Source organism: Streptomyces chartreusis NRRL 3882, from assembly GCF_900236475.1.
Classification (GTDB): domain Bacteria; phylum Actinomycetota; class Actinomycetes; order Streptomycetales; family Streptomycetaceae; genus Streptomyces; species Streptomyces chartreusis_D.
Window position 1 is genome coordinate 160,042 of sequence record NZ_LT963352.1, and the last position, 22,906, is coordinate 182,947.

Annotated in this window: 19 protein-coding genes and 7 pseudogenes; 13 read left to right on the plus strand and 13 right to left on the minus strand. The window is 68.3% G+C overall.

The features are described 5' to 3' along the window. Positions 1-65: 65 nt before the first annotated feature. Positions 66-218, plus strand: a pseudogene (locus SCNRRL3882_RS41480) (IS110 family transposase); the annotation flags it as partial. 171 nt (positions 219-389) lie between these two features. Beyond that, positions 390-869 (plus strand): annotated as a pseudogene (locus SCNRRL3882_RS41485) (transposase); the annotation flags it as partial. 770 nt (positions 870-1,639) lie between these two features. Here the strand turns inward: SCNRRL3882_RS41485 and SCNRRL3882_RS00645 are convergent. Next, positions 1,640-2,887, minus strand: a complete 1,248-nt coding sequence (locus SCNRRL3882_RS00645; RefSeq protein ID WP_029181762.1) for an MFS transporter — start codon at positions 2,885-2,887, stop codon at positions 1,640-1,642. 205 nt (positions 2,888-3,092) lie between these two features. Beyond that, a pseudogene (locus tag SCNRRL3882_RS00650) lies at positions 3,093-3,371 on the minus strand (LysR family transcriptional regulator); the annotation flags it as partial. A gap of 111 nt (positions 3,372-3,482) precedes the next feature. On the opposite strand from SCNRRL3882_RS00650, the gene SCNRRL3882_RS00655 reads away from it, so the two are divergent. After that, positions 3,483-4,377 (plus strand): IS5 family transposase gene (locus SCNRRL3882_RS00655; RefSeq protein ID WP_418952394.1). Its coding sequence is split into 2 segments (ribosomal slippage): positions 3,483-4,334 and positions 4,336-4,377, totalling 894 coding nucleotides; the frame shifts between segments, so codons are not numbered across the junction. Between the two features lie 175 nt (positions 4,378-4,552). Here the strand turns inward: SCNRRL3882_RS00655 and SCNRRL3882_RS00660 are convergent. Further along, positions 4,553-5,389: an MBL fold metallo-hydrolase gene (locus SCNRRL3882_RS00660; RefSeq protein ID WP_010048385.1), complete on the minus strand. Its 837-nt coding sequence runs from the start codon at positions 5,387-5,389 to the stop codon at positions 4,553-4,555. 404 nt (positions 5,390-5,793) lie between these two features. On the opposite strand from SCNRRL3882_RS00660, the gene SCNRRL3882_RS00665 reads away from it, so the two are divergent. Continuing rightward, positions 5,794-6,096 (plus strand): hypothetical protein, encoded by a 303-nt coding sequence (locus SCNRRL3882_RS00665; protein WP_010048386.1) that lies wholly within the window; start codon positions 5,794-5,796, stop codon positions 6,094-6,096. Positions 6,097-6,191: 95 nt separating this feature from the next. Here SCNRRL3882_RS00665 and SCNRRL3882_RS40630 read toward each other — a convergent pair whose 3' ends face one another. The 4 genes and pseudogenes from SCNRRL3882_RS40630 to SCNRRL3882_RS00680 all read right to left on the minus strand — a co-directional run bounded on the left by SCNRRL3882_RS40630 (position 6,192) and on the right by SCNRRL3882_RS00680 (position 8,310). After that, a complete protein-coding gene (locus SCNRRL3882_RS40630; protein ID WP_158688480.1) occupies positions 6,192-6,578 on the minus strand; it encodes a hypothetical protein in 387 nt (128 codons plus the stop codon). A 236-nt stretch (positions 6,579-6,814) separates the two neighbouring features. Beyond that, positions 6,815-7,138, minus strand: coding sequence for a DUF6336 family protein (locus tag SCNRRL3882_RS41490; protein ID WP_010048388.1), 324 nt, complete (start codon positions 7,136-7,138; stop codon positions 6,815-6,817). A 235-nt stretch (positions 7,139-7,373) separates the two neighbouring features. After that, positions 7,374-7,580 (minus strand): annotated as a pseudogene (locus SCNRRL3882_RS42540) (DUF4259 domain-containing protein); the annotation flags it as partial. 121 nt (positions 7,581-7,701) lie between these two features. Next, positions 7,702-8,310 carry a TetR/AcrR family transcriptional regulator gene (locus tag SCNRRL3882_RS00680; RefSeq protein WP_010048389.1) on the minus strand — a complete coding sequence of 203 codons (609 nt, stop codon included), beginning with the start codon at positions 8,308-8,310 and terminating at the stop codon, positions 7,702-7,704. Positions 8,311-8,342: 32 nt separating this feature from the next. Between SCNRRL3882_RS00680 and SCNRRL3882_RS00685 the strand changes: the two genes are divergently transcribed. Next, entirely contained in the window at positions 8,343-9,656 is a 1,314-nt protein-coding gene (locus tag SCNRRL3882_RS00685) for a M14 family zinc carboxypeptidase (protein ID WP_040904395.1), read from the plus strand. 169 nt (positions 9,657-9,825) lie between these two features. Continuing rightward, positions 9,826-9,978 (plus strand): hypothetical protein, encoded by a 153-nt coding sequence (locus tag SCNRRL3882_RS40635; protein WP_010048394.1) that lies wholly within the window; start codon positions 9,826-9,828, stop codon positions 9,976-9,978. A 400-nt stretch (positions 9,979-10,378) separates the two neighbouring features. Here the strand turns inward: SCNRRL3882_RS40635 and SCNRRL3882_RS00690 are convergent, their stop codons facing one another. The 3 genes from SCNRRL3882_RS00690 to SCNRRL3882_RS00700 all read right to left on the minus strand — a co-directional run bounded on the left by SCNRRL3882_RS00690 (position 10,379) and on the right by SCNRRL3882_RS00700 (position 13,945). Then, entirely contained in the window at positions 10,379-10,984 is a 606-nt protein-coding gene (locus tag SCNRRL3882_RS00690; RefSeq protein ID WP_010048397.1) for a dihydrofolate reductase family protein, read from the minus strand. Between the two features lie 395 nt (positions 10,985-11,379). Continuing rightward, the gene (locus SCNRRL3882_RS00695; protein ID WP_010048399.1) at positions 11,380-12,615 is read right to left on the minus strand and encodes a PP2C family protein-serine/threonine phosphatase; all 1,236 of its coding nucleotides are present in this window, start codon (positions 12,613-12,615) and stop codon (positions 11,380-11,382) included. Between the two features lie 583 nt (positions 12,616-13,198). Continuing rightward, positions 13,199-13,945 (minus strand): phosphotransferase family protein, encoded by a 747-nt coding sequence (locus tag SCNRRL3882_RS00700; protein WP_010048401.1) that lies wholly within the window; start codon positions 13,943-13,945, stop codon positions 13,199-13,201. Between the two features lie 262 nt (positions 13,946-14,207). Between SCNRRL3882_RS00700 and SCNRRL3882_RS41495 the strand changes: the two are divergent. Further along, positions 14,208-14,363, plus strand: a pseudogene (locus tag SCNRRL3882_RS41495) (transposase); the annotation flags it as partial. A gap of 852 nt (positions 14,364-15,215) precedes the next feature. Next, on the plus strand, positions 15,216-16,079 hold the full coding sequence (locus tag SCNRRL3882_RS00710; protein ID WP_010048405.1) for an alpha/beta fold hydrolase: 864 nt from the start codon (positions 15,216-15,218) through the stop codon (positions 16,077-16,079). Here SCNRRL3882_RS00710 and SCNRRL3882_RS00715 read toward each other — a convergent pair. Then, positions 16,074-16,989, minus strand: a pseudogene (locus tag SCNRRL3882_RS00715) (IS5 family transposase). The gene SCNRRL3882_RS00710 and the pseudogene SCNRRL3882_RS00715 sit on opposite strands and share 6 nt — an antisense overlap. 107 nt (positions 16,990-17,096) lie before the next feature. Here SCNRRL3882_RS00715 and SCNRRL3882_RS00720 point away from each other — a divergent pair. Then, entirely contained in the window at positions 17,097-17,705 is a 609-nt protein-coding gene (locus SCNRRL3882_RS00720; RefSeq protein ID WP_010048415.1) for a GNAT family N-acetyltransferase, read from the plus strand. A gap of 74 nt (positions 17,706-17,779) precedes the next feature. Here SCNRRL3882_RS00720 and SCNRRL3882_RS00725 read toward each other — a convergent pair whose 3' ends face one another. Both SCNRRL3882_RS00725 and SCNRRL3882_RS00730 read right to left on the minus strand, forming a co-directional pair. Next, positions 17,780-18,631 carry an RCC1 domain-containing protein gene (locus SCNRRL3882_RS00725; protein ID WP_078602997.1) on the minus strand — a complete coding sequence of 284 codons (852 nt, stop codon included), beginning with the start codon at positions 18,629-18,631 and terminating at the stop codon, positions 17,780-17,782. Positions 18,632-18,690: 59 nt separating this feature from the next. After that, positions 18,691-19,298: pseudogene (locus tag SCNRRL3882_RS00730) on the minus strand (transposase). A 188-nt stretch (positions 19,299-19,486) separates the two neighbouring features. Between SCNRRL3882_RS00730 and SCNRRL3882_RS00735 the strand changes: the two are divergent. The 4 genes from SCNRRL3882_RS00735 to SCNRRL3882_RS00750 all read left to right on the plus strand — a co-directional run bounded on the left by SCNRRL3882_RS00735 (position 19,487) and on the right by SCNRRL3882_RS00750 (position 22,597). Further along, a complete protein-coding gene (locus SCNRRL3882_RS00735; protein WP_010048419.1) occupies positions 19,487-19,930 on the plus strand; it encodes a PaaI family thioesterase in 444 nt (147 codons plus the stop codon). Positions 19,931-20,244: 314 nt separating this feature from the next. Then, complete coding sequence (locus SCNRRL3882_RS00740) at positions 20,245-20,841, plus strand: TetR/AcrR family transcriptional regulator (protein WP_010048420.1); 597 nt, start codon at positions 20,245-20,247, stop codon at positions 20,839-20,841. Between the two features lie 128 nt (positions 20,842-20,969). Then, positions 20,970-21,704 (plus strand): NADPH-dependent F420 reductase, encoded by a 735-nt coding sequence (locus tag SCNRRL3882_RS00745; RefSeq protein WP_029181764.1) that lies wholly within the window; start codon positions 20,970-20,972, stop codon positions 21,702-21,704. Positions 21,705-21,898: 194 nt separating this feature from the next. Continuing rightward, positions 21,899-22,597 (plus strand): nitroreductase, encoded by a 699-nt coding sequence (locus tag SCNRRL3882_RS00750; RefSeq protein WP_010048423.1) that lies wholly within the window; start codon positions 21,899-21,901, stop codon positions 22,595-22,597. The last annotated feature ends 309 nt before the right edge of the window (positions 22,598-22,906 follow it).

Genomic DNA, 22,906 nt, shown 5'->3' on the forward strand with positions numbered 1-22,906 from the left:
ACCGCGGGGTTTCGGTCTGGGTCCAAGAGCGCGCAGGTCGATCACCGCATGGCCGACCCCGCTCCCGCGACCCGCACTCGGGCTCGTACAAGAAGATCGCCGTAGGCAAGCACCGCACCCAAGGCCTCCTCTGCCTCGCGAGACGACGAACCGACGTGCTCTTCGCAATGCTGCGCGACGGCACCTTCTACGACCCCCAGCCCGCTCCCACAGGTTGACCAAACCCATAGGGGCCCCCTACACACCAAGCGCCGTCAAGCAGCGCGAACATCACCCAAAAGAAGTGAGAGACTGTTTCGTGCGATCACGATCCGTTGCGAGTGCATTCGCCGTCGGGGTGGCGCTGGTCGCTACCAGCGGCCGCGGGTGCCGGACCGCAGGCGTTCGGCTCGGGCATGACCTGCTGGCGGCGTCTGGCAGCCTGGAACGAGGCCGGCGTCTAGGACCAGCTGCTGCTGCACCGGCTGCGCTCGAAGAACAAGCTGGACTGGTCGCGGGCGGTGATCGACTCCTCTCACGTCCGGGCGGCCCGGCGGGGCCCAAAAGCGGTCCCAGCCCGGTCGACCGCGCACGCCCGGGCAGCAACCACCACGTCATCACCGACGGCCAGGGCATCCCGCTCGCGGTGTCGCTGACCGGCGGCAACCGCAACGACGTCACCCAACTGCTGCCCCTGCTGGACAAGATCCCGGCAGTGGGCGGAGTCGTCGGCCGGCCACGCCGACGGCCCGACATGCTGTTCGCGGACCGCGGCTACGATCCCGCGCGGTACCCAGGCCGGTGCCGTGCGACTGTCCCCGCTCGGCGATCGCCGACCGCATGGCTTCCGCCGTCTGCGGATCCGGTGGGAACGACGCGACGACATCAACGAAGCACAGTTCCCGCCGGACGCCCCCGCGACCCTGGCCGACATCGAAATCCGTGGTGGCAGGTCAGCACCGCCGACCTTGTGGACCGCTACAACCTGCAGTGCAGACCGGTCCGCGACCTCATCGTCGACTACCTCACCGAACGCCAGCCGAACCTCGACTACACCTCGCTCAACAAGCTATCGACGTCCCTGACAAGCCTGTTCTGGGCCGACCTCGAGCAACACCACCCCGGCATCGACTCCGTCTGGATGCCGAAACGGGCACGGCCTGGAAGACCTGCCTCGCCACGAAGACGGACCGGAAGCGCAGCCCGAACGGCACCGTCGTCACCATCACCGAACCCCGGGCCAGCGCCCACACGGTCAAGCAGGCCGTCCGGGCCTTCTACCCGGACATCGCTCACTGGGCCCTCGATGAACCCGAGAGATGGGGCCGGTGGGCTGCACCAGTCCCCACATTCGATCAGATCGCCGCCCGCAACAGCGCCGTCAGAAAGCCCTGACCGTAGTGATCTCTGCCTGCGCCGAGCGCCGCCTACGATTCCGAATCGTCGTCATCCAGGGTGGGCGAGAACGCCTTCGCTTAGCTGCACCGCAGCGGCCGCGCCCAGCAGGAATCCTCGCGGACTCCACGCCGCAGACCGCGGTGATGCCGACATGCTTGAACGGCTCGACGCGGACGTGGACGACCGCGTGCAGGGCCTTGGCGCCTCTGAAGATTGCCCACACATCGGCATGGCCGTCCATCCATACACGTCAGAGTCGAGTTCAGCCAGGCACCGGATCTTCGGAGGCGGGCAGCGGTTCCGCGGTCTTCGGAGCCAGGGCGCGGATGGAGGGGGTGGCGACCATGGTGAGGGTGGCGAGGAGGATGAGCGCGGCGGCCGCGTAGAGGGTGGCATGGAGACCGAGGAGGAGCACGGCGGGTCCGGCGGCGAACTGGGCGAGCGGAAGCGCGAGGTAGGAGCCGAGGTCGTCGTAGGCGTAGACGCGGGCCAGGCGGTCCTCGGGGATCTGCTCGTTGAGGGTCGAGTACCAGGCGACGCCGGCCTGTTCGACGCCCACGCCCGCCACAAAATTGGCCACGACCAGCACCCAGGTATACGGGGCGAGCGCGAGCAGCAGCGGGATCGTCGCCGTCAGGCCCATCAGCGCGCAGCCGACCAGAATGGCGCGCCGGGGCCGCCATCTCAGCGACAATATGCCGCCGGCGACCGCACCGAGCGAGCCCGCAGCAAGGGCCAGGCCCCAGCCGCTGCGGCCGATCCCGGTGGTGTCGGCGACGGCCGGGCCGAGGACGGTGAACGAGGCGGTGAGGCCGGCGTTGAGGAAGCAGAAGGCCACCACGATCACCCACACCCAGGTACGGGAGGTGAACTCCCGCCAGCCGAGGCGCAGTTCATGCACCAGGCCGGGGCTGGGCGCGGGCGGCGCGACCTGGACGCGGACCAGCGCGAAGGACGCGGCGGCGAGCGCGAAGCTGAGCGCGTCGACGGCCAGGCCCCAGCCTGGGCCGATGGCGGCGACCAGTACGCCGCCCAGCGAGGCGCCCACGATCATCGCGCTGCTGCCCGCGACCCGGGAGAGCGCGAGGGCCGCGCGGCCGGACTCGGCCGGCACGGTCTGGGGCAGCAGGGCCTGGGCGGCCGGCTGATAGCAGGAACTTGCCGCCCCGTTCACCGCGGCGAGCACCATGAGCACAGGGATGGCGGCGCTGTGGGTGAGGACCAGGGCCGCGACCACCGCCTGGCTCGCGGCGCTGACCACACTGCTGCCCACCAGCAGCGGGCCGCGCGGCAGCCGGTCCGCCAACACCCCGCCGTACAGCAGGAAGAGGATGCTGGTGAGGGAGTGGGCGCCGACCACCAACCCGAGCGAGCCGACCGAGCCAGTGGCGTCGAGCACGGCGAAAGCCAGGGCGATCGGCGCAACTCCGTTGCCGAGCAGGTTGGCCGTCGTACCTATGAAGAGGTAACGGAACGCGCGGTGGCGCAGAGGCATCAGGGCGGCAGACATGCGCCTGATCGTCAAAGCCGGGCGGCGTGCCCGTCAACGGATTTTACGACCGGGCCGGGTGTGCGGCTGCCCGCTCATTGGCTTCTGAACGACGCCTACGCCGGCGCGGCAGGCGTGGCCCTGCGGATCGACGGTACCGCGGTCCAGTCCGCCGCCGCGCGCGAACAAGCGGGCCCAGGGGGTGTCTGTTAATTCGGTCATCTGGTCAGCGGGCTACCCAGTCCGGTGCCCACACGTCGTGCCGGCTAGGCGGGCCTGCGGTGCGCAGATGGTCGCGTAGCGCGGTCAGCACGGGGTGCTGGTCTCCGCTGCGGAAAAGCAGCACATGCGGGTAGACCGGGGTCGGGTCGTGCAACGGGATGCGCCGCAGGTCGTGGGTCTGGGGCCACAGATACCGGTCCCCGCTGCCGACGAGGGTGGCCAGCGAGGCCGAGTCGGCCAGCGTGTCCATCAGGGCCTCGTCGCCGGTGTTGGGGCCGAGCGCGTGTTCCAGCTGGCACCGTGGTCGCGGGAGTGCCCGCCCAGGTGATCAAGACGATTGACTGATCCAGGCCGGGCCGGCCCAGCTGCACAGCGCCCCCACGGTCTGATCCTGTTGCCTCGCTACGCCCGGCTGACCGACCGGCTGTGGGACCGGATCCGACCTCTGCTGCCCTCCGGTACCGGTCGTCGCGGCAGGCCGTGGGCCGATCACCGCTGCGTTGTGGAGGCGATCGTCTACCGGTACCGCACCGGCATCCCTTGGCGAGACCTTCCAGCCGTGTTCGGATCCTGGAAGACCGTGTGGGCCCGCCACCGCCGCTGGGCCGCCGTCGGAATCTGGGACCGCGGGCTCGGCGTCCTGCTCGCCCGCGCGGACGACGACGGGCTGATCGATTGGCGGGTGGCGGTGGACTCCACCATCACCCGGGCCCACCAGCACGCCACCAACACGCACCGTCCCGAGGAGTGCCGGGCTGCAGCCCAAGGGCAGGGCCTCAACGGCCACCGAGAGCCCGCTGGGCACGCGATCGGCCGTTCCCGCGGTGGGCTGACCACGAAGATCCACCACGCCGTGGACGGTCAGGGCCGACCGCTGGCCGTCATCGTGACGCCTGGGGAGGCGCACGACGGCCGCTCCCTGCCGTTGCTGCTGGACGAGCTGCGAGTCCCCAGGACTGGAGCGGGCCGCCCCCGCGCGACCCCGACCATGCTGCTAGGGGACAAGGCATACTCCTCCCGAGCGATCCGAGCGACGCTCAAGGCCCGGGGGATCACTGCGGTCATCCCTGCGCGGCGTGACCAGCAGAAGCACCGTCGCCGCCGTGGTTCAGCAGGCGGGCGTCCGTCGAAGTTCGATCCGGTGGCCTACAAAAACCGCAACGTGGTCGAACGGTCCTTCGCGCTGCTCAAGCAGTGGCGGGGTTTGGCCACTAGGTTCGACAAGCTCGCGATCGTCTACCGCTCGGGCTGCGGTCCTCGCCGCAGTGCTGGTCTGGGCTCGCATTTAACGGACACGCCTAGTGGCGGCTTGCATGGAGCAAAGGAGGTAGGCTGCCCCGCGCACTGTGACTCGCAGCGATAGTTGGCCACTCGCAGTGCTGCTTGGCCAGGTGGACGCCCGATCCGCACCGATCACCGACCGCTACATCACGGCCTGTCGCGCATATGCAGGCGACGCGGAAGTCATCCCGGGCTACCGGGTGCAGGCTGGTGCCCGCCGCCGGTGGGCTCGAACCCTGCCAGCATCTGCTCCAGCGCCGCCTGGTCCGGCCCTACGAACGCCGATTCCCCGGCTGCCGAGCCGAGCGTGTCGATCATCGACGCGGTGAGCCCCGGCGCCGGTGGCAGATGCGTGGAGAGGATGAGCTCCGGCTCCCTGTCCCGCAGCGGCTGGAAGGTGCCGAGGAACTTCTGGACATCCACGTTGTGCACCCACGGGCTGTCGACCGTGGCCCACAGCAGTTGCGCGGCCCTCAACTCCTCCACGCCGACCGCACGGACGTCATCGGCGTGTGCCAGTTCAGCACTGGGCATCGGCCCACCGAAGCAGTCGGAGCTGAAGCAGACCCCCGACCGGTCGTCGAAGAGGGCGACTGTGGCTGGGTTGTCGAACAGCGGCGGCTTGAACCCCGTGAGCGTGCGGTCGCCGACATTGAGGCTCTGCCCCGGATTGAGCAAATACAGGCGATCGAGCGGCAGCGGCCTCTCACAGGACATGAACCCGGCGGACAGGAACGTGGTCACGACGCGCGCCTTGGGCGCCGCGGCGAGCAGATCGAATATGCCACCCGTGTGATCACGATCCGGGTGCGTAAGCCAGATCCATCGCACGTCGGCGGGATCCAGCACAGAACCAAGCACCTCTAGAAAGTTCCTGTCGGGGAGCCCTAGTCCGGTGTCGATGACGACGGGCTGCGAGGCGAGCAGTACGAAGGCGTTCACCGGGAGGTGCCCGATCCCCGGCGCCTCAAGGCTGTCATTCAGAACGCTGATGTCCGGGCGGACCTTGTGAACCGGCATGTCGCATCTCCATGCCCCCAGGATGGTGATCGCGCCGCGGCCTACGCGTCAATCATCTGCCCCTCTCCCTGGCCTCGCATCCCGGCCACGGCATCAGGCAGGCGTGGCAGCAGGAGCGGTGGCGGCGGCAGGAAGGTCGCCGAGGAGCGGACCCGCGAAACGGCCCCTCCAAGCCTGAGCCCTCCTCCATCGGCCGGAGCCGGGAGGCCGCTCGCAGCGCACTGCGGGGCGGCCTAGCACTCAAGCGGTAGATCGTGATCTTGCTCCCGCAATGCTGTGGCAGGAGCGCTCCGCGCGGTGGCTGAACTCTCGCACGTTTTGCATGCCCAGGGATGCGGCGAGAGCCTGGAAATGGCGGGGCTGCCGCCCGGCAGTCACGGCTCGCAGCAGTTATGGGAGGTCTCATGGCTGTCCTGGTGGAGGTCGAGTTTTCGGGAGTGACAGCGCAGCAGTACGACACTGTGGATCAGCGTGTGGGCGCGCGAGCGGAGCGGCCTCCTGAAGGGCTGCTGTTCCACACGGCGATCATCACTGACACGGGTTTGCGGGTCGTTGACCTGTGGGAGTCGACCGAGGCGTGTGAAGCGTTCATCGCGAACCGGCTCCAGCCCGTCATCAGGGAGGTGGGCTACCCCGAGCCGTCGTCGGAACCGAAGTTCTCGAATGTGCACTACCACTTCGAGCGGCGGCAGCAGGTCGACGCCTGAGGTTCCTGAAGCGACAGGCTCCAGGGCACGGCCCCACCGCACCGCCCTTTCACGGTTACGGGACAGTCCTTAGCTGGGGAATAGACCGCGCACCCCTATGCCTGGAATTGAATGCCCCTCGAATCGACAGGCCGCCAGAGGCGGCGTGCCACGGCATCCTGAAGTTGAGCCGCTACCTCTCGATTCTTAGCCCACTGGCTGATGAACGTCGTATCGAAACAATCTTGCTCGCTATTGGAAGCGACCTGGGCAACCAAACTCCCATGGCCTTGACCCACGCCGTTGTCCCAAGCGTTGTTGCATGGAAGGGTCCGAATCCTTGCCTCGAGCCAGGATCTGAGTTCGGCCGGTACGAGTACGTAGCAGGCCCTCAGGAAGGCGATGGTCTGCTGAGGGGCAACGGGCAGCGTGTCGCCCGCGATGATGCGGCGGGTCATGCTCTTGGTCCCGGCGAGCTCCTCGTCCTTGGTGGTGGTGACCACGATGAAGGCCTGGACGGTCTCCCAGGCGGGGACAGTGCTGCGGAGGCGGCGCGCTCAAGCGTCGCCTTCGACGGTGCCCCCCTTCACGTGCAGGAGCTTGGTCATCTGCTCATAGGTCAGTCAGCCCCGGCCTTGCGGCTGCGCAGAAAGTCCGCGAGCTTCGCGCACGTCGGTACGGTGCGGTCCACCGGCTTCTCGGGTCGTCCCATGGCGACCGCCCGCGCCGGGCGCGAAGCTCAGTCGCCGTACAGCCAGCTGCCGTATCCGGCGCCGCCCACGAGATAGTGCAGGCCGAAGACGCCGGGGAACAGCACCAAGGCCGGCACCCCGACCCGCATCAGGACCGGGGCCCCGACCGACAAGGGCCCGGCCCGGCCCCTGACGGTGCGCCAGTCGCAGCAGCGCCGGACCTCTCCCCCGCGAAACCACCACAAGAAGAGCCCGGGGAGCGTCCCCACCACGGCTATGAAGGCGGCACACAATCCCACGACAGCGAGGAACATCCTCCGGCCGCCGTGGCCACCCAAGAACAGGGAGGCCACCCCGAACAGAGCCACCACGGCCAGCCCCTACACGGCCCCACGCACCGCCACGTCCCCAATTCACCGACAGAGTCGTTCCAAACGAGGCACATGACGCCGGGTGGCCGGGCCTCTCCGCCACAGGCAACCTACCTCTACGCCCTTCGAACGGGCGAAACTCCTCATCCGTGCGCAACCACCGGACCCGGGTACGTGTCCCACGCAGGCGACGTGCCTGCAATCCCCGCGCCCGCGCCTCTTCCAGGACCTGTCCACTGTTCGGGATTGTGCTGGCGACGACAGCCGCAGCGGCTACTGCCTCGATGCCGTCTCCGCCATCCACGCGTGCTCCGGAGTCCGTGACTCGATGAAGTGCTCGCTCAAGCACGTCGATGACCTTCTGAGGAGTCAGCCCCTCAAGCTCATCGACGAAGTCTGCAGCGAGGTCGCTGTCGAATGGGCCGGTTCCCCACGTTCCCATGCACGGCTTCTGCCATCGCTCTATCGGACGAAGGCAGCATTCACTTTTGGCGTCGCCCAGGGGCTTGCGGTGGGACGGTGGACGGTGGAGTGGTTCTGCCGCGGGACTCGATGCGTCACTGTCAGGCAGGCCCGAGCACCTCGGGTGCGACCAGGGCGCGGGCGGTATCGGCGAAGTACCGCTCAGGGGCCTGCTCGGTCAGGCCGAGGACGGCGCGCTGGCCGAGTCCGGAAAGCAGTGCCCGCAGCGCTCTTGCCAGGTGCCGCGCCTGCCGCGCCGACACCGTGGAGCCCTGATGCGGTCTGCCGGTGAACAGCTCAGCCAAGCGCTCTTCGTGTGCCTGGATGGACGTAGCCAGCCTGGCCTTCAGCTCGGGGTCGCGCAGGGCCATGTCCTGCAGGCTCGTCTCAAACGACAAATGACGCAGGGCCTCGGGGTTCGCACAGGTGCGCGCGTAGAAGTGGGCGAACGCCTCGACGGCCGCCAGCAGGTCGAGGCTGGCGGGCACCGCCTGGTCGATCCCGTCGTAGTGCGGGCCGAGGTGGTCGGCGACCAGGGCGGTCAGCAGGCCGTTCTTGCTCCCGAAGAGCGAGTAGACGGCCCCGGTGGTCAGGCCGGCCTGTTCGGCGATCTCTTCCAGCCTGGCGCCATGACCGTCACGGGTCACGACCCGGCGTGCGGCCTCCAGCAGTGCGCGGCGGTTGCGTTCCTTGGTCTCCGCCCTCGTCATTCTCATAATCACATTATTACAGTAATCTCCTTATGGATATCACGCGCTACATGGGCCAGGTGCCCGACTACCCGTCCTTCCCGTCCGTCGACGCCCTCCACGCGGAGTTCGACGCCATCACCACCACCCACCCGCAGCTGGCACGGATCAGGACCGTCGGGACCTCGCGGCTGGGCGATCCCCTGCGCGTGCTCACCATCGGCGACGGCCCGGCGGACGCCCTGGTTATTGGTGGGCCGCACCCCAACGAGCCGATCGGCTTTCGCACGATCACCGCCCTGGTCGACCTGCTCTGCCGGGACTCGGCACTGCGCGCTGAGTTGGGATGCCGCTGGCACGTCCTTGCGTGCGCCGACCCCGACGGCGCCCGGCTCAATGAGGGCTGGTACGGAAACCCCGGCGACCGCCGCGCCTACGCCGAGCACTTCTACCGCCCTGACCTGGACGAGCAGGTCGAGTGGAGCTTCCCTCTCACCGTCGGCGACTACCGCTTCGACCGCCCGTTGCCGGAGACCACGGCTCTGATGCGGCTGATGGACGAGATCGAGCCGGACCTGGTCTGCTCGCTGCACAATGGCGAGCACCAGGGGGTGTTCTACTACCTCAACCGCGACGACGCGGCGCTCGCCCGGCAGCTCGCCGAACTCGCCGCCATCGAGGGGCTACCCAGCCATCACGGCGAGCCCGAGGTGCCGGGCTCGCGGCTGATCGCGCCATCCGTCTACTCCACCCCCACCGGCTCCACCCTCGGCCCGGCCTTCGGGGCGGGCGCCGGCAGTGCCGACTACGCCGCCCGATTCGACGCGCTGCACTTGGTGGCCGAGGTCCCCCTGTGGACCGACGACCGGGCGGCCGACGAGACCGCGACGGACCTCGACTACCGAGACCTGGTAGCCGCCTCCGCAGCCGCCCGGAAAGAGGCGTTCACGACCGTGGAGACCGCACTGAACGCCGTCGCCAACGACCTCACCGTACGATCCCCGTTCCGACGCTCCGTCGAGGGCACGCTGCGAACATTGCGTACGTACGCCGGCCAGCTCGAGGCGCTCGCCCTGCCTGATCGGCCCGCCACGGTCGCCGAAACGTTCGACCAGCGCCAGGAAGTACACCTCGTCCGGCTCCGCCTGCTCGGTACCTGCCTGCGCATGCTCGACGCCGAGATCGACGCGGGCAACCCCGCCCCGGCCATCCGCACCCAGCGCTCCCGCCTCGCCGGGCACTTCGACCGCTGGACGACCGAAGCCGAGACCGAAACCGCGGGCATGCGCCTGGAGATCCGCAGACCCGTCGCCGTGCAACTGGGCGCCATCCTGCTCACCGCACAGGCTCGGCGCCATGAACGCTGAACAGAGCGGCCGGGCCGATCAGTGGTCTCCCCGCAACATTCCCGCCGAGCAACGACATCAATTCCCGCCGAAATCGATCACGCAAACAGCTGGCAGGTGACTCCCACACGGGCCCAGCAGCGCGTACCCCGAGGGCGGATACCACTCCTACGACCGCTGCATCCCGATCGTGGCGATCACGCTGGACCTGCTGCGCGAACACGACCCGGCCGGACCGGCGTTCCGGCGCTTCGGCCGCGACCACTGCGAGCCGCTGCTGGACGCGATCGGCAGCCCCTGCCGGGACGCCTACATCGCCCGCCGCCGCCACGCCGCCCGGTAGGAGGAACAGCGCCGCGCGGAGCGGGAGGCCAGGCGTCCGAACTCCTCGACGAGGCAAGCATGCGACATGCCTGGTCAGCGATAGGGAGTGTCCACGGAGGGGGCCCCGAGGCCTGGGCTCCCCATCGCGCATCTCCCATAAGCAGCTGTCAAGAAGCGCCCGGGGCGGTCGGCTGCTCCCATCCGTGCCAGCAGGCCGACGGCGGCGCGCCGGCCCCACTGGGCGATCTCCTCCCAACATGATCACTGGCTCCGTGCCTGTTCTGCTGCGGCGTCAACTCTCGCCGCACCGCGACGATGGACCGGGCGTCCTGACGTTGGCCGTTCGCCCCCTATCAGGTCTTGCTCCGCGCCCGCCGGCGCCGGCCTGGCGGCCGTCCAGACCGGCGGACGAGGCGACGTCACCCAGGGACGCCGAGCGGCGGGTGCTCGAGCACGCGGGGCTTGTACTCGACCAGCTGGATGCGGCCGTCGAAGGTGCGGTGCTCGATCATCTCGAGGGCAACGTCCGGATAGCCGTCGTAGATGCGTTCTTCGCCTGTCGCCCCGGTGATCACTGGAAACATCACGACCCGGAAGCGGTCGACGAGTCCGGCACGTAGCAGGGACCGGCACAGGCTGAGGCTGCCGATCGTGCTGAGGAGCCCCGAGCCACTCGACTTCATGGCGCGGACCGCCTCGACGGCGTCGTCGCGGACGAGCGTGGAGTTGGCCCACGTCAATGGCTCCTCGAGTGAGGAGGAGAACACCACCTTTGACGCTTGCGTGAGCTCGTCGACGGACGCCTCTTCTTCGGGCCTGAACTCGTCTTGGCCCTTCGGGACCTCGCCTGCGGCGAAGCCCGACATCAGGCGGTAGGTGTTCGCTCCCATCAGGTAGGTGACCTCGGGCTGCTCGCCGAGCCACGCGAGGTACTCCGGGCCCTCGAGGCCCCAGAACCCGGGCCATCCCTCTCCCGAGGCGTAGCCGTCGAGGGTGGTGATGAAGTCGACGAGAAGCTCCGACATGGCGGTGTCCTTTCCTAGGGTCTCGCGAACTTGGACTGGCCGGGAGCCACAAACTCATCGGCCGCGCTGTGGAGTAACGAGATGAGGATGCGGCTGAGTAGCTGCCTGGGCAGCGGCGGGCGAGTCAGCGTCGAGTGGTGGGCTCGTGGGGCCACGCACAGCGTCCAGTACCTTCTGCCCCCGCTTGTCGACGTACTGAGTGAACAACTCCCGCGCGTAGCCGAAAATGATGGCCCGGGCGATGATTCGCGCTGAGGAGTCGAGCGCGCTCCGTCCCGGTACGTTCGCACAACGGGGCGTAATGCGAATTGGAGTTGCGTACCTGACGTCGCGCTACTGCGTCCGGGTGAGCGAAGGTCTCGGCTCCCCATCGGAGCTGCTGAGGCTCGCAGCGTTCACAGGCGCATGACGACCAGGGCGATGTCGTCGAGCGCTCCGCTGGCCACGCTGAGGCGAGCCAGCAGGGCGTCCGCGAGTTGCTCGGGAGCGAGGGCGCTGTCCTGGGCGAGGGCTGCGGTCAGGCGGGCCAGGCTGGTGTCGATGTCCTCGTCGCGGCGTTCGATGAGTCCGTCTGTGTAGAGCACGAGCGTGTCCCCCGGTGTGTAGGGCAGGCCGGCCTGGGGGCGGGGGACGTGGTAGGGGCGGGCACCGAGCGGTGGATCGGTGGCCTGGTCCAGCAGCTCGCAGGTCCCGTCGGGGTGGAGCAGGACGGGCGGCGGGTGCCCGGCGTTGCTGTAGATGATCAGTCTGCTGCGGGTGTCGATGAGTACCTTGACCGCGGTCGCCGCCGTCGCGCCATCGACGGAGCGGGCGTACAGGCCGAGGACTTCCAGGGCCTGGGCGGGACTGGGGACGGCCCGGATGGCTGCGCTCAGGGCACTGCGGAGCATGCCCATGACGGCTGCGGCCTCAATGCCGTGGCCCACGACGTCCCCGACCGCCGCCGAGTAGCGGTCGGGTGCCAGGTCGACGACGTCGTACCAGTCGCCGCACACGTTCAGTGATTTCGTCGCGGGCAGGTAGCGCACGGCGATGTTGTCGCGGTGCTGGGTGAGGTCGCGGTCCTGCAGCATGGCCTCCTGCAGGGCGATGGCGACCTGGCGTTCTCGGGCGTGGGCCTGGCGCAGTTCCTGATTCAGCCGGTGCAGCTCCCGGGCCCGGGCGTAGAGCTCGGCTGCCATGCCCTTCTCCCGTTCGGTGAACTCCTCAGTGAGTTCGCGCGCCCGGCGGGAGTGGATGAAGGCGGTGACGTCCTCGGACCGCTGGACGATCCATGCCACTGTGCCGTCGGGGCCGGGGAGCGGGGTGTGGATGTCGGACCACCACCGTTCCTCGAACCCGCTCGGCTGGTCAGGGGCGGAAATGTCGTACCGCTGCAAGACCAGGGTGTCCGGCTGTCCGGTGTCCCGGGCCCGCATGAGCGATGCCTTGAGTTGTTCTGCGTCGCCGGTAGTGGTGGGATTCTCTGGCAGGGCGTCGAAGAAGTACTTCCCGATCAGCTCATGCCCGGTCCGCCGGGTGGCCTGCAGGTAGGCCCGGTTCACGTAGCGAATCACCAGGTCCGTGTCCAGCACCAGATACGGGCTCGGAGTGGCATCGAAGAAGGCCGAGAAATTGATATCCGCTGCCATAGCGCGCTCTCTTCAGCTCGGCGAGCGCGACTGCCCGTCGTCTACCAATCTACGAGCAATCCAGCGGTCAGGCTCATCGGACCGCTGCTTGGGCTGATCGGCGTCTGTCATGTTCGAACGTCGGCCGAGGAGCGACGGGGCGGGCTGTCGGCCCCTGCACAGCGCCGAGGGCGTCGCCTGCTGGCCGGCAGGCCCGCGCGAGTGGTGCCGAGCTCGCGCTGGCGTTCGTGCCGGTACCGTTGCGGAACATTCTGGAGATCACGGAAGCCGATCAAGTGCTGCACGTCTGTGACACCGCCGCAGAGGCCGCAGCAGACCTCGGCAAGCGAGGGGACGCCGCCGGCACCCTCGCTTGAGTGCTGTGAGCGGCGACGCCAGACGGTTGCCGCCGCGCCCGCACGCACGTGCGCCGTCGTCAAGCCCCCGCCGCATCCAGCTCCGGCAGCCGCGCCACCAGCACCGGCCTGGATACCCTCAGCCCTGCCGTGACCTCACCCCACGCGCCCGGCTCCCCCACCCTGACGCCCATCCGCTCACGGAGACCGACACCGACCACCGTGCCGCCGCGCCGGCCCCAACAGCCTCACATCCGCGATTTCAGCACGTCGACCTCACATCCCGGCGCGAAGGGGTCGAAGTCATGCTCGACCAGCCAGCGAACCCCCAGCAGGCTTCGCAACGACCACCACGCGTGGATCACGTCGAGGTCGACATCGGTGCCATAACCGGCGATGACGTCGTAGAGGTGCTCCTCGTGTCCGAGCGTCAAGGTAGCGAGGTCGAACAGGGCATCACCCCGGCCCGCCTCGGACCAGTCGATGATGCCCGTGACCTCGTCGCCGTCGACGAAGACGTGCCCGATCTGCAGGTCGCCGTGCGTGAACGCCGGAGTCCACGGCCGGAGCGCGGCCTCGGCGACCTGGCGGTTGCGGGTGACCAGGTCGGCCGGCAGGACGCCGTTCGTCACGAGCAACTCGCACTCGCCGTCGAGTTCCGCCACCAACTCGTCGGGGCTCCGGCGGCGCCGGCCGGCCCAGGGGGGCAACGGCGCTTCGTGCAGCTTCCGGATGGCGGCGCCCGCCGCAGCCCACGCTGCTGACGACCCGGTCGACGGCTCACCGAGACGGCCGAGCACCGTCCCCGGGAGTGCGGCGATCGCGAGCACGGGCGGCTTCCGCCATAGGACCTCCGGGGTCGGGACCGGCGCGAGGGACATCGCCTCGACCTCGACGTCGATGCGTGCCTGATCGGCGTCCACCTTCAGGAACACGTCGCCGACGCGCAGAGTCGCGCGCTCGGAATGGGCGACGACGACTTTGACCTCATCCATGGGCGACCAGTATCCCGGGGATGTTCGCCGACGTCGCCGGGTTTATCGCGTGTGATTACGCGGCTGACCGCGTCCCGCTACCCGGCGGCCTCGTGCACGACACCGTCCTCTGACCAGGTCAAGCCCACCACTTTTGTCAGGAGTCCTTACTCAACATCCGACCAGCGAAAACCCCCCGGCCTGACCTGCGGTCACTGACACCCCGCCCACTGACACCGAACAGGCACATGGCAGCCGTGGTGGTGAGCCAGTCGGTGGCTAATACGCCGGCACGCTCGGGAGGATCGACAACTGCCAGATCGGCACCTTCCTCGCCTACGCCACCCCGGACGGCCACCGGATGTTTCCAGACCGGGAGTTGTACCTGCCCGAGCACTCCTGGACCGCCGATCGCAAGCGGTGTCGGCAGGCCGGCATCCCGAAACCGGGTGAAAAACCCGACACGGCCGCCCGGCAACGCCGCCAGCTGCAACTGATGAGCCTGGCGGAGACCCGCCGCCTGTTCAACCTCATCGGCCGCCCCGTCCACGAGTTCCGCAACGCCCTGCACTGGTCGACGTTCCGCCGACACCAAGTCGAGGCCCGGCGCCACCACTTCCGTCGACGTATGCGACTCCGGATGATGCGGATCTAGCCCGATCTACCCCTGTAGTACCAGCCGAACAGCGACAGCGCCGAGCACCACGCAACACCAGGAGGACCCGATGGTGCGACAGGAACGCGCGATCCGCACCCGGCGGACCATCCTGGAGGCGGCCGCGGTGAGGGAGCCGCACCCTGGTCGCATAAAGGCGTGAAACTCCTGGTCGGCGAGTTCACAACTGAGATCACTCGCGTGACCAGGAGCGTCGTCGTGCTTGTCCATCCGTCCGCGATCGACCTGTCCAGCCCACACTTGCGCTGCCTGACCGGCAGCTCGCCGAGCGCCGCCGACAGGTCGGCCCCCTTCGGCGGCGCCAGCCCCCGAAGTCGAAGTCGAGGCCGTGCGGGGGTGGGTGGCGAAATGGACGGGTGGAAAGGCCCGTCCGGGTCGTGCAGATGATCTCCACTGAGTAGTGTGAATGATCGGATAGCGGTCAGCCGTTCGCACGCGGCCCTCGCGACTCCGCGCTTGACACTGACGCTTGCCATGCATGAAGACGTCCCTGCGGCTGGATGGTGTGCCGCAGGATGACGTCCTCGTTCCTCGGTCGCGAAGTGGGTTTGCGGCGTTGGGAAGAGGGACACGTTCCGCCGACGCCGCAGAGGACCAACAAGGGAGTGCAGACACATGCAACCGACGTTCGTACTCGTTCACGGAGCTTTCGCGAACTCTTTCTCGTTCGCACCACTCCAGGCCGAACTCGGCCTCCTCGGACATCGCTCCGTCGCCGTCGACCTTCCGGGGCACGGGTTCGCCGCGACGTACCCGCGGGCCTATCAGGCACCGCAGGACCTCGAAGGGCTCGCCACCACGCCCGGGGCCATCAAGGGCGTCACGCTCGCCGACAACGCCACGCACCTCATCGGGTTACTGGAGAGAGCCAAGCGGAACGGGCCCGTCATCCTCGTCTCCCACAGCCGAGGCGGCATGACAGCCACCGTCGCAGCCAACCAGCGGCCCGACCTGATCGACCGGATCGTCTATGTCTCCGCCTGGTGCCCCGTCGACCTCGACGTCAGCGCCTACTACGCCGAGCCCGAGATGGCCACCGTCGACGCCACAGCGCTGGCCTCGGCGATGATCGGGAACCCTGCCGAGCTCGGGCTGCTGCGCTCCAACTTCCGCACCGCCGACCCCGACGTCCTCGCGGCCTTCAAGGCGGCCTTCCTCGCCGACGGGACGGACGACGAGTTCATGGTCTTCCTCAACACCTTGCAACCCGACGAGAACCTCGACGCCGGCACACCCGATGACCGGGCGCAACCCGACAGTTGGGGGCGGATCCCCAAGACGTACATCCGGCTGACCGAGGACACCAGCGTGCCGCTCGCCATGCAGGACCGGATGATCCGCGAGGGCGACGCACTGACGCCGGAGAACCCCTACGACGTCCGTACGCTCACCAGCAGCCACCTGAAGTGGCTGGTCGACCCGGCACCGGCGGCCCGGGTTCTGGGTGAAATCGCCGCGCTCCTGCCTGCCGAATCATGATCGAAGCCAGATGAGGAGAGCGGCGGCGGTGACAGTGCCGAGGTAGACGTGCCCTCGCTTGTCATACCAGGTAGCGATGGCTCCGAACTGCTTGAGCTTGCCGATGGCTCTCCACCGTGTCGCGATCCTCATACCGGATACCGGTCCTTGTCGAAGCCCAAAGGCCGCCCGCCGCGTGCACCCCGGCGCAGGTGGGCGGCCTCGAGGTCCTTCTTCTCCGGAAGGCGGATGCCGCGTTTACGGAGGTAGGTGCGGATCTTGCGGTTGCTGTACGACTTGTCAGCGCCCACGCTGCCCGGAGTACAGCCGGGACGCCCGAGCCCCGTCCAGGAAACGCGGATCTTGCCCATCACCGGCTCCAACTGGGTACAGTCCGCCCGCTGGCCCTGCGTGATGAGCACAGTCAGCGGGCGGCAGCGGCCCTACGCGACGACATGGATCTCGGTGGTCAGCCCGCCGCGGGAACGGCCAAGGGCCTCGCCTGGCGCACCGCCACCTCCAACCAGGGCTACAGCGTGATGTCCGCGTACAGATGAACTGATCTTGGTGCCCCTTGTGAGGAGCGGCGTGGGGTCGGCAGCGGCTTCTGCAGAGCACCGGCGGCGTGCTGGTGCGCCCGCACAGAAGTGGAGTCGACGTTCACATTCCACTCGAGGCCGCCGTCGGCGTCGGCACCGGCCTGGACGTGCTGGAGGAACATCTCCCAGGTGCCGTCGGCCGACCACAGCAAATGGCCCGGGTGGACCGACTTCCACGGGCCGAAACGATCGGGCAGTTCACGCCACTGAACCCTGGTGCCGAGGCGGCGAATGATCCCGTTGACCACCTGCCGGTGATCATGCCAACGGCCGCATCCGTTATTGCTCACCGCCAGCAGCGACTCCAGCACAGCCCACCCGGCGTCAGCCAGATCCCCCCACTGAGCATGGCCAGAAGAACGAACCGCCTGATGGAAGAAAGACGGCCTAGATCCCCCCGCTCGTTCACCGAAGATCATCGGGCTGAAGAATGATCCCCATGCCGATGACGAAGACCCCCAAGACCGCAACGATCGACGACGCTCCGCTGATCGGTCGGACTCTGGCCCGCGCCTTCGACGACGACCCGATGATGCGCTGGCTCTTCCCCGACGACGCCTCGCGTGAGGCGGGGCTGGGGCGCTACTTCACCACGATCTTCACCCGGCAGTACGTCCACCACGGCGTGTGTGAGCGCACCGAGGCGGCGGCCGCCTTCTGGGTACCGCCGGAGGCGCAGGCCAAGGCAGTTCCCGACGCGGAGACCATTCAGGAACTCCAGAACATCCTCGGCGACCGGGCTCCACTGTTCAGGGACACCGTCGAGACGGCCGCCAGGCACACTCCCCGGGAACCGCACTGGTCCCTGGCGGTGATCGGCGCCGACCCGGCCGCCCGGGGTCAGGGACACGGGGCGGCCCTGCTGCGCTCGGGACTGGCCAAGGCCGACGCGGCGGGTCTGCCCGCCTACCTGGAGTCCTCCAAGCCGTCCAACCTGCCTTTCTACGAGCACTTCGGCTTCACCGTGTGTGCGGAGCTGCGGCTGCCGGAGAACGGGCCGGTGCTGTGGGCGATGGGTCGCGGACCGCGTCGCCCGGCCGGCGCTTAGGACCGGAATCAGAATGAGGTCTTCGGGGCCCGAAGATGACGGCATGTCAGTTCGGGTCGGCGGGGCCCGGAGGTCTATGGAAGCTGGACTCCGGACCAGGCATCGACTTCGCACTGTCCGTCGGCATTGTTCCCTGCGGTCACGACTGTGCCGTTGGCACGCAGGCCAAGGGTGTGTGTCGAACCGGCCGCCACGGCGACAACGTCGCGCCAATCGCCGACTTCGCACTGTCCGTGGCTGTTGTCTCCCGCTGCGAGGACCCGCCCGGACGCCGTGACCCCGACCGTGTGGTAGCTGCCCGCGTCGAGCGCCACCACGTCTTCCCACTCATCGACCTCGCACGCCCCAGTTGCCCGGTCTCCGGTCGCTACTGCCCGCCCGTCGGCTCTGAGGCCGACGGTATGGAGATACCCGGCCGAAATGGCCGCCAGGTAACGCCACCCTTCAACGGCGCACTGCCGTCGTCGGTTGTTCCCCGCGGCCAGTGCAGAACCGTCCGACCGGACACCGACCGAGTGCCAGTCACCACACGACAGGACGACCATCTCGCGCCAGGACTGCACGTCGCACTGTCCTTCTGAACGCCGGCCAACCGCTAGCACACGGCCATTCGCGAGTAGCCCGAGCGTGCGGCGCCAGCCTGCGGCCACGGCCGTGACGCCTCGCCATCCGGCGACATCACATTGCCCATCGGCATTCCAACCCGTTGCCAGCACCGTGCCGTCCGACCGGAGTCCCACCGTATGAGACCTGCCCGTGTTCGTCGCGGTATGGACGTTGCCAACTGCCACCGCGACGACGTCTTCCCATCGCTCGACACGACATTCAGCAGCTGCCGTATTGCCCACGGCGAGAACGGTTCCATCCCAGCGCCGTCCGACCGAATGACGTCTTCCGGCCGCCAGCGCCGACGAGCTAGCGAGCATTCCGCCTCCTTGCGCTTGGCGCGAGTTCGCGAGGGAATTCACCTTACTTTGGCCTGTAATCAGAGCGGGGTCCTCAGTCGTCGCCAGCAGATGACGGCACAACCGAGTGTGATGAAGGCCTGGTGGATGTCGTCGCGGATCTCCCCGACCCGGCGGTGTACGCCGAGTCCGGAGCCGGTGTTCGGTGCCGCGTCGGGCGATGTGCGGGGTGATGTCGAACCGTCGGACCTGGTCGCGGTAGCACTCGTGGTCGTAGCCGCAGTCGACGCAGAGGTGCTTCGGGCGGCGCAGCGGTTGGCCACATTTGCCTCGGATCGGCGGGACCGCTCGGATCAGTGGGATCAGCTCGGTCACGTCGTTGCGGTTGCCGCCGGTCAGCGCGGTGGCCAGCGGGATGCCGTGAGCCTCGACGATCACGTGGTGCTTGCTGCCGGCCTTGCCCCGGTTCCCCGGGGACGGGCTCCGGCCTCGTTCCACTCCGACACCCCCCTCCAGCAGGTCATCCCGGAGCCGAAGCCGAGTCCTGAGGGAGGTAACGCCGAGGGATACCGGTGTAGAGCACGAACAGGATGCCGCATAGAACCCGCCGGTCATCGAGCCGACGACGTCCCGGGTACCGGAAGCGCCGCTCAATCCCCGGCAACAGCGACTCGATACGCTCCCACAGACCATCGTCAACCTCCCACGAGTCTCGGTCGCAACCACCCTCCGCGCCACATCAACGCTAACTGACACACCGTCATGCCCGACCCCCAGAAACCTCATTCCGATTCCAGTCCTTAGCCTCTCCCCACCTGACGAACACACCGCCTCTCGCGGCGGTGACACCACCAGAACCACGCAAGGAGAACGACCGTGCCGACCACCGACTTCGCCGCCATGACCGGCCTGGAACTGATGCGCTGGGTGCAGTCTGAACGCCCCACCGACATCCCCTCCATCGGCCGCCTGCTCGGCATGCGCTTCGACGAGGTCGACCACGGTCGCATCGTCATCTCCCTCGACACCCGCCCCGACTTCGCCAACCCCCTCGGCACCGTCCACGGCGGCATCGCCGCCACCCTCCTCGACTCCGCCATGGGCTGCGCCGTCCACACCACCCTCCCCGCCGGCACCGGCTACACCACCCTCGAACTCAAGGTCAACTACATCCGCGCCGCCCGTACCGACGGCCAGACCCTCACCGCTACCGGCACCGTCATCCACGCGGGCCGCCGCACCGCCACCGCCGAAGGGAAGGTCCTCGACGAACAGGGCAAACTCATCGCCCACGCCACCACCACCTGCATGATCATTTAGGTTGCCCCACCGGAGCTGGCTCCCCACCGTCGTCAGCTCCTTGCGATGAGGTCGACGATCGCCCGCTTGGTGTGTCCTTTCACCACCTCAATGATCTTGTCGAACGTGAGGCCGAACTTCTCGCAGAGGCGGCGAAAGGCGGCGTAGTCCGTGTGCCGCAGCCATGGTCTCGGCAATCGTCGGCCGAGCCGCCGGTCTGGCGATGAGGATGAAGGCAGGGGCACCGTTTGACCCGGAGGGTGCCTCCGCTTTACTGTGGGCACAGTACGGAGACAGCCTCCGTTTTGATGATGTCGCAAGGGCCGAGAGAGCGCATGAGTGCCAGTGAGCAGAAGGGGCGCAAGCCCCGTGCGGACGTCCAGCGCAACCGTGCCGCCCTCCTGGGAGCGGCGCAGTGTCACTTCCTGAAGTACGGGGTCGGTACGTCCCTGGAGGCGGTGGCCAAGGAGGCGGGCGTCGGACCTGGCACCTTGTACCGGCACTTCCCCACCCGGGAAGCGCTGCTGGCGGCCGTGCTGCAGACGCGCTCCGAGGAGCTGGTGGCGCGCCAGGCGGAGATCGCGCAACTCGGCGACGCTGACGAGGCGCTGGAGCAGTGGCTGCGTGCGCTGGAGGAGTACTTCAGCGCATTCAGCGGACTGCCGGAGCCGCTCATGGCAGCGGCCAGGGCGCAGGATCCGGACAACCCGCTCACGCTTCCCTGCGACACGGTCATCACCGCTACCGAGGAGTACGTACGAGCCGCCCAGCGGACGGGGCACGTGCGCGCGACGGTGACGGGGTACGACCTGTTCCTCGCGGCCATCTCCGTCGCCTGGCTCAAGGGTGCCGGCGCCGCCGATGAGGAGTCCCTGGACCGCGTTCGCGCGCTCATCGCCACCGGCTACCGCGAGCGGTACACCCAGGCGTAAGTCCCTGCCCGGCGATCACCGGAACTCCCAGCGCCGCTCTGGCATTTCGGGAGATGTCCGGTGCCTCCATCCCCTAGTGATCACGACGCACGATCCTTGGGGTGGTGCGACTTCTGAGAGGACAAATCATGAAAATTTCTGTTATCGGAGCTGGAGCGATCGGTGGCAACCTCGCCCGCAAGCTCAGTGGAGCCGGTCACGAGGTCGAAGTGGCGGGCGCCCGCGGCCCCGAGGCCGTCGCACCCGATGTGCTGGAGACCGGCGCCCGCGCCGTGGCACTCGAGGACGCCGTCAGGGGCAGGGACGCCGTCATCCTGGCCATCCCCTTCGGGGTGGCGGGGCAGCTGGCCGACCTGTTCGCCTCCGTCCCCGCCGAGACGGTGGTCATCGACACCTCCAACTACTACCCGCACCTCAACGGGCGGATCGAGGCAGTGGAGGACGGTGCGGTGGAGAGCGTCTACACCTCCGAGCTCCTTGGCCGCCCCGTGGTCAAGGCATGGAACGCCGCCCTGGCCGAAACCCAGCGGACGAAGGGTGTCCCAACGGGTACTCCGGGCCGCATCGCCATCCCGGTCGCCGGCGATGCCGATGAAGCCAAGCGCGTGGCCATGCGCCTGGTGGACGACACCGGATTCGACCCCTACGACGCCGGCGCACTGGCCGACTCCTGGCGTCAGCAGCCCATGGGCCCCGCCTACTGCACCGAGCTGACCCTCGACGAGCTGCCGGCGGCCCTGGCCGCGGCCGATCGCCCCAAGGACACGGCCGTCCGCGACAGCATGTCAGAGCGCTTCGCCGCCCTCGGGGCCAATCCCACCCTCGAGGACGTCGTCGAGATGAACCGCGCCGCCCACCGATGACGACGCCTGCCGCCAGCCGCGGCGCACACCCCGCGTGAGAGGTCGCCCTACGCCTCCTCATGCTCGGAGTGCCGCGGCCGGGTTCCGCGGCACCCGCCTCACCAGCCGGCTGATGGAAAGCGGAAGCGTCGACCGGCGGTTCGTATACGGCGATGCCACAACAACAAACTGAACGCTCTCGAAAGGGACCTGCTTTGCCCACCGCCGCCTCGTTCTTCACCGATCTCGCGCGAACCCGGCACTCCCCCCGGCAGTTCCTGCCCACTGCGCTGCCCGCCGCGGACATCCGCGGCGTTCTGGAAGACGCCCAGACAGCCCCCTCGAACAGCAACACCCAGCCGTGGAACGTCCACATCGTCTCCGGCGCGGCGCGGGACGCCTTGAGCCATGAACTCCTCAAGGCGTACGAGGAAGACCGGACCTCCCCCGACTTCACCTCCGGCTACGGCGAAGGCATCTACCGTGAGCGGTCGCATCAGCACGCCGCCATCGTCTACGGAGCCCGTGGCGTTGAGCGCTCGGACCGGGAGGGCAGGAAGGAGGTCATCCGCGAGAACCTGAGGTTCTACGGTGCGCCCCACGTCGCCCTCCTCTTCATGCCGGTGCTCGGCGACGGGGTGCGGACAGCCGGTGACATCGGCATGTACGCCCAGAACTTCCTGCTCTCGCTGACCGCACGCGGATACCGTGGCATCCCCCAAGCCGTCCTCGGCGTCTACGCCGACACAGTCCGCAGGACCCTCGGCGTCTCCGACGAGCTCAAGCTGCTGTTCGGTATAGCCTTCGGCATCGGCGATCAGACATCGCCCATGCATGACATCAGCATGGGGCGCATCCCGCTCCAGCAGAGCGTGGTCCTGCACGACACCCCCGGCGTCCTCGACAAGCGCTAGGCAAGAGCGCCAAGCGCTCCTTCCGGAATTGACGATCTTCTCGCCGGGAAGACGCCACGGAATACCGCAGGTCCCGAATACGAGCGCTGTACCAGTGGGTGCGCGAGACGACGGTGGCTTCCATGGACGGGGTCGTTCTCCGCCGGGTGGGCAGCCGGGAGACTCTGGACGTCACGCTGGTGGAACCCGAGCCGGTGGTGGAAGTCGGCGTCGACATCGCCCGCGACGTCTCCGGCCGATGGCGCCACCCGGCACCCCGCACGCCTCCACCGTGCCCGACCCGACCTCTCCCCCGCCGACGTCCCACGT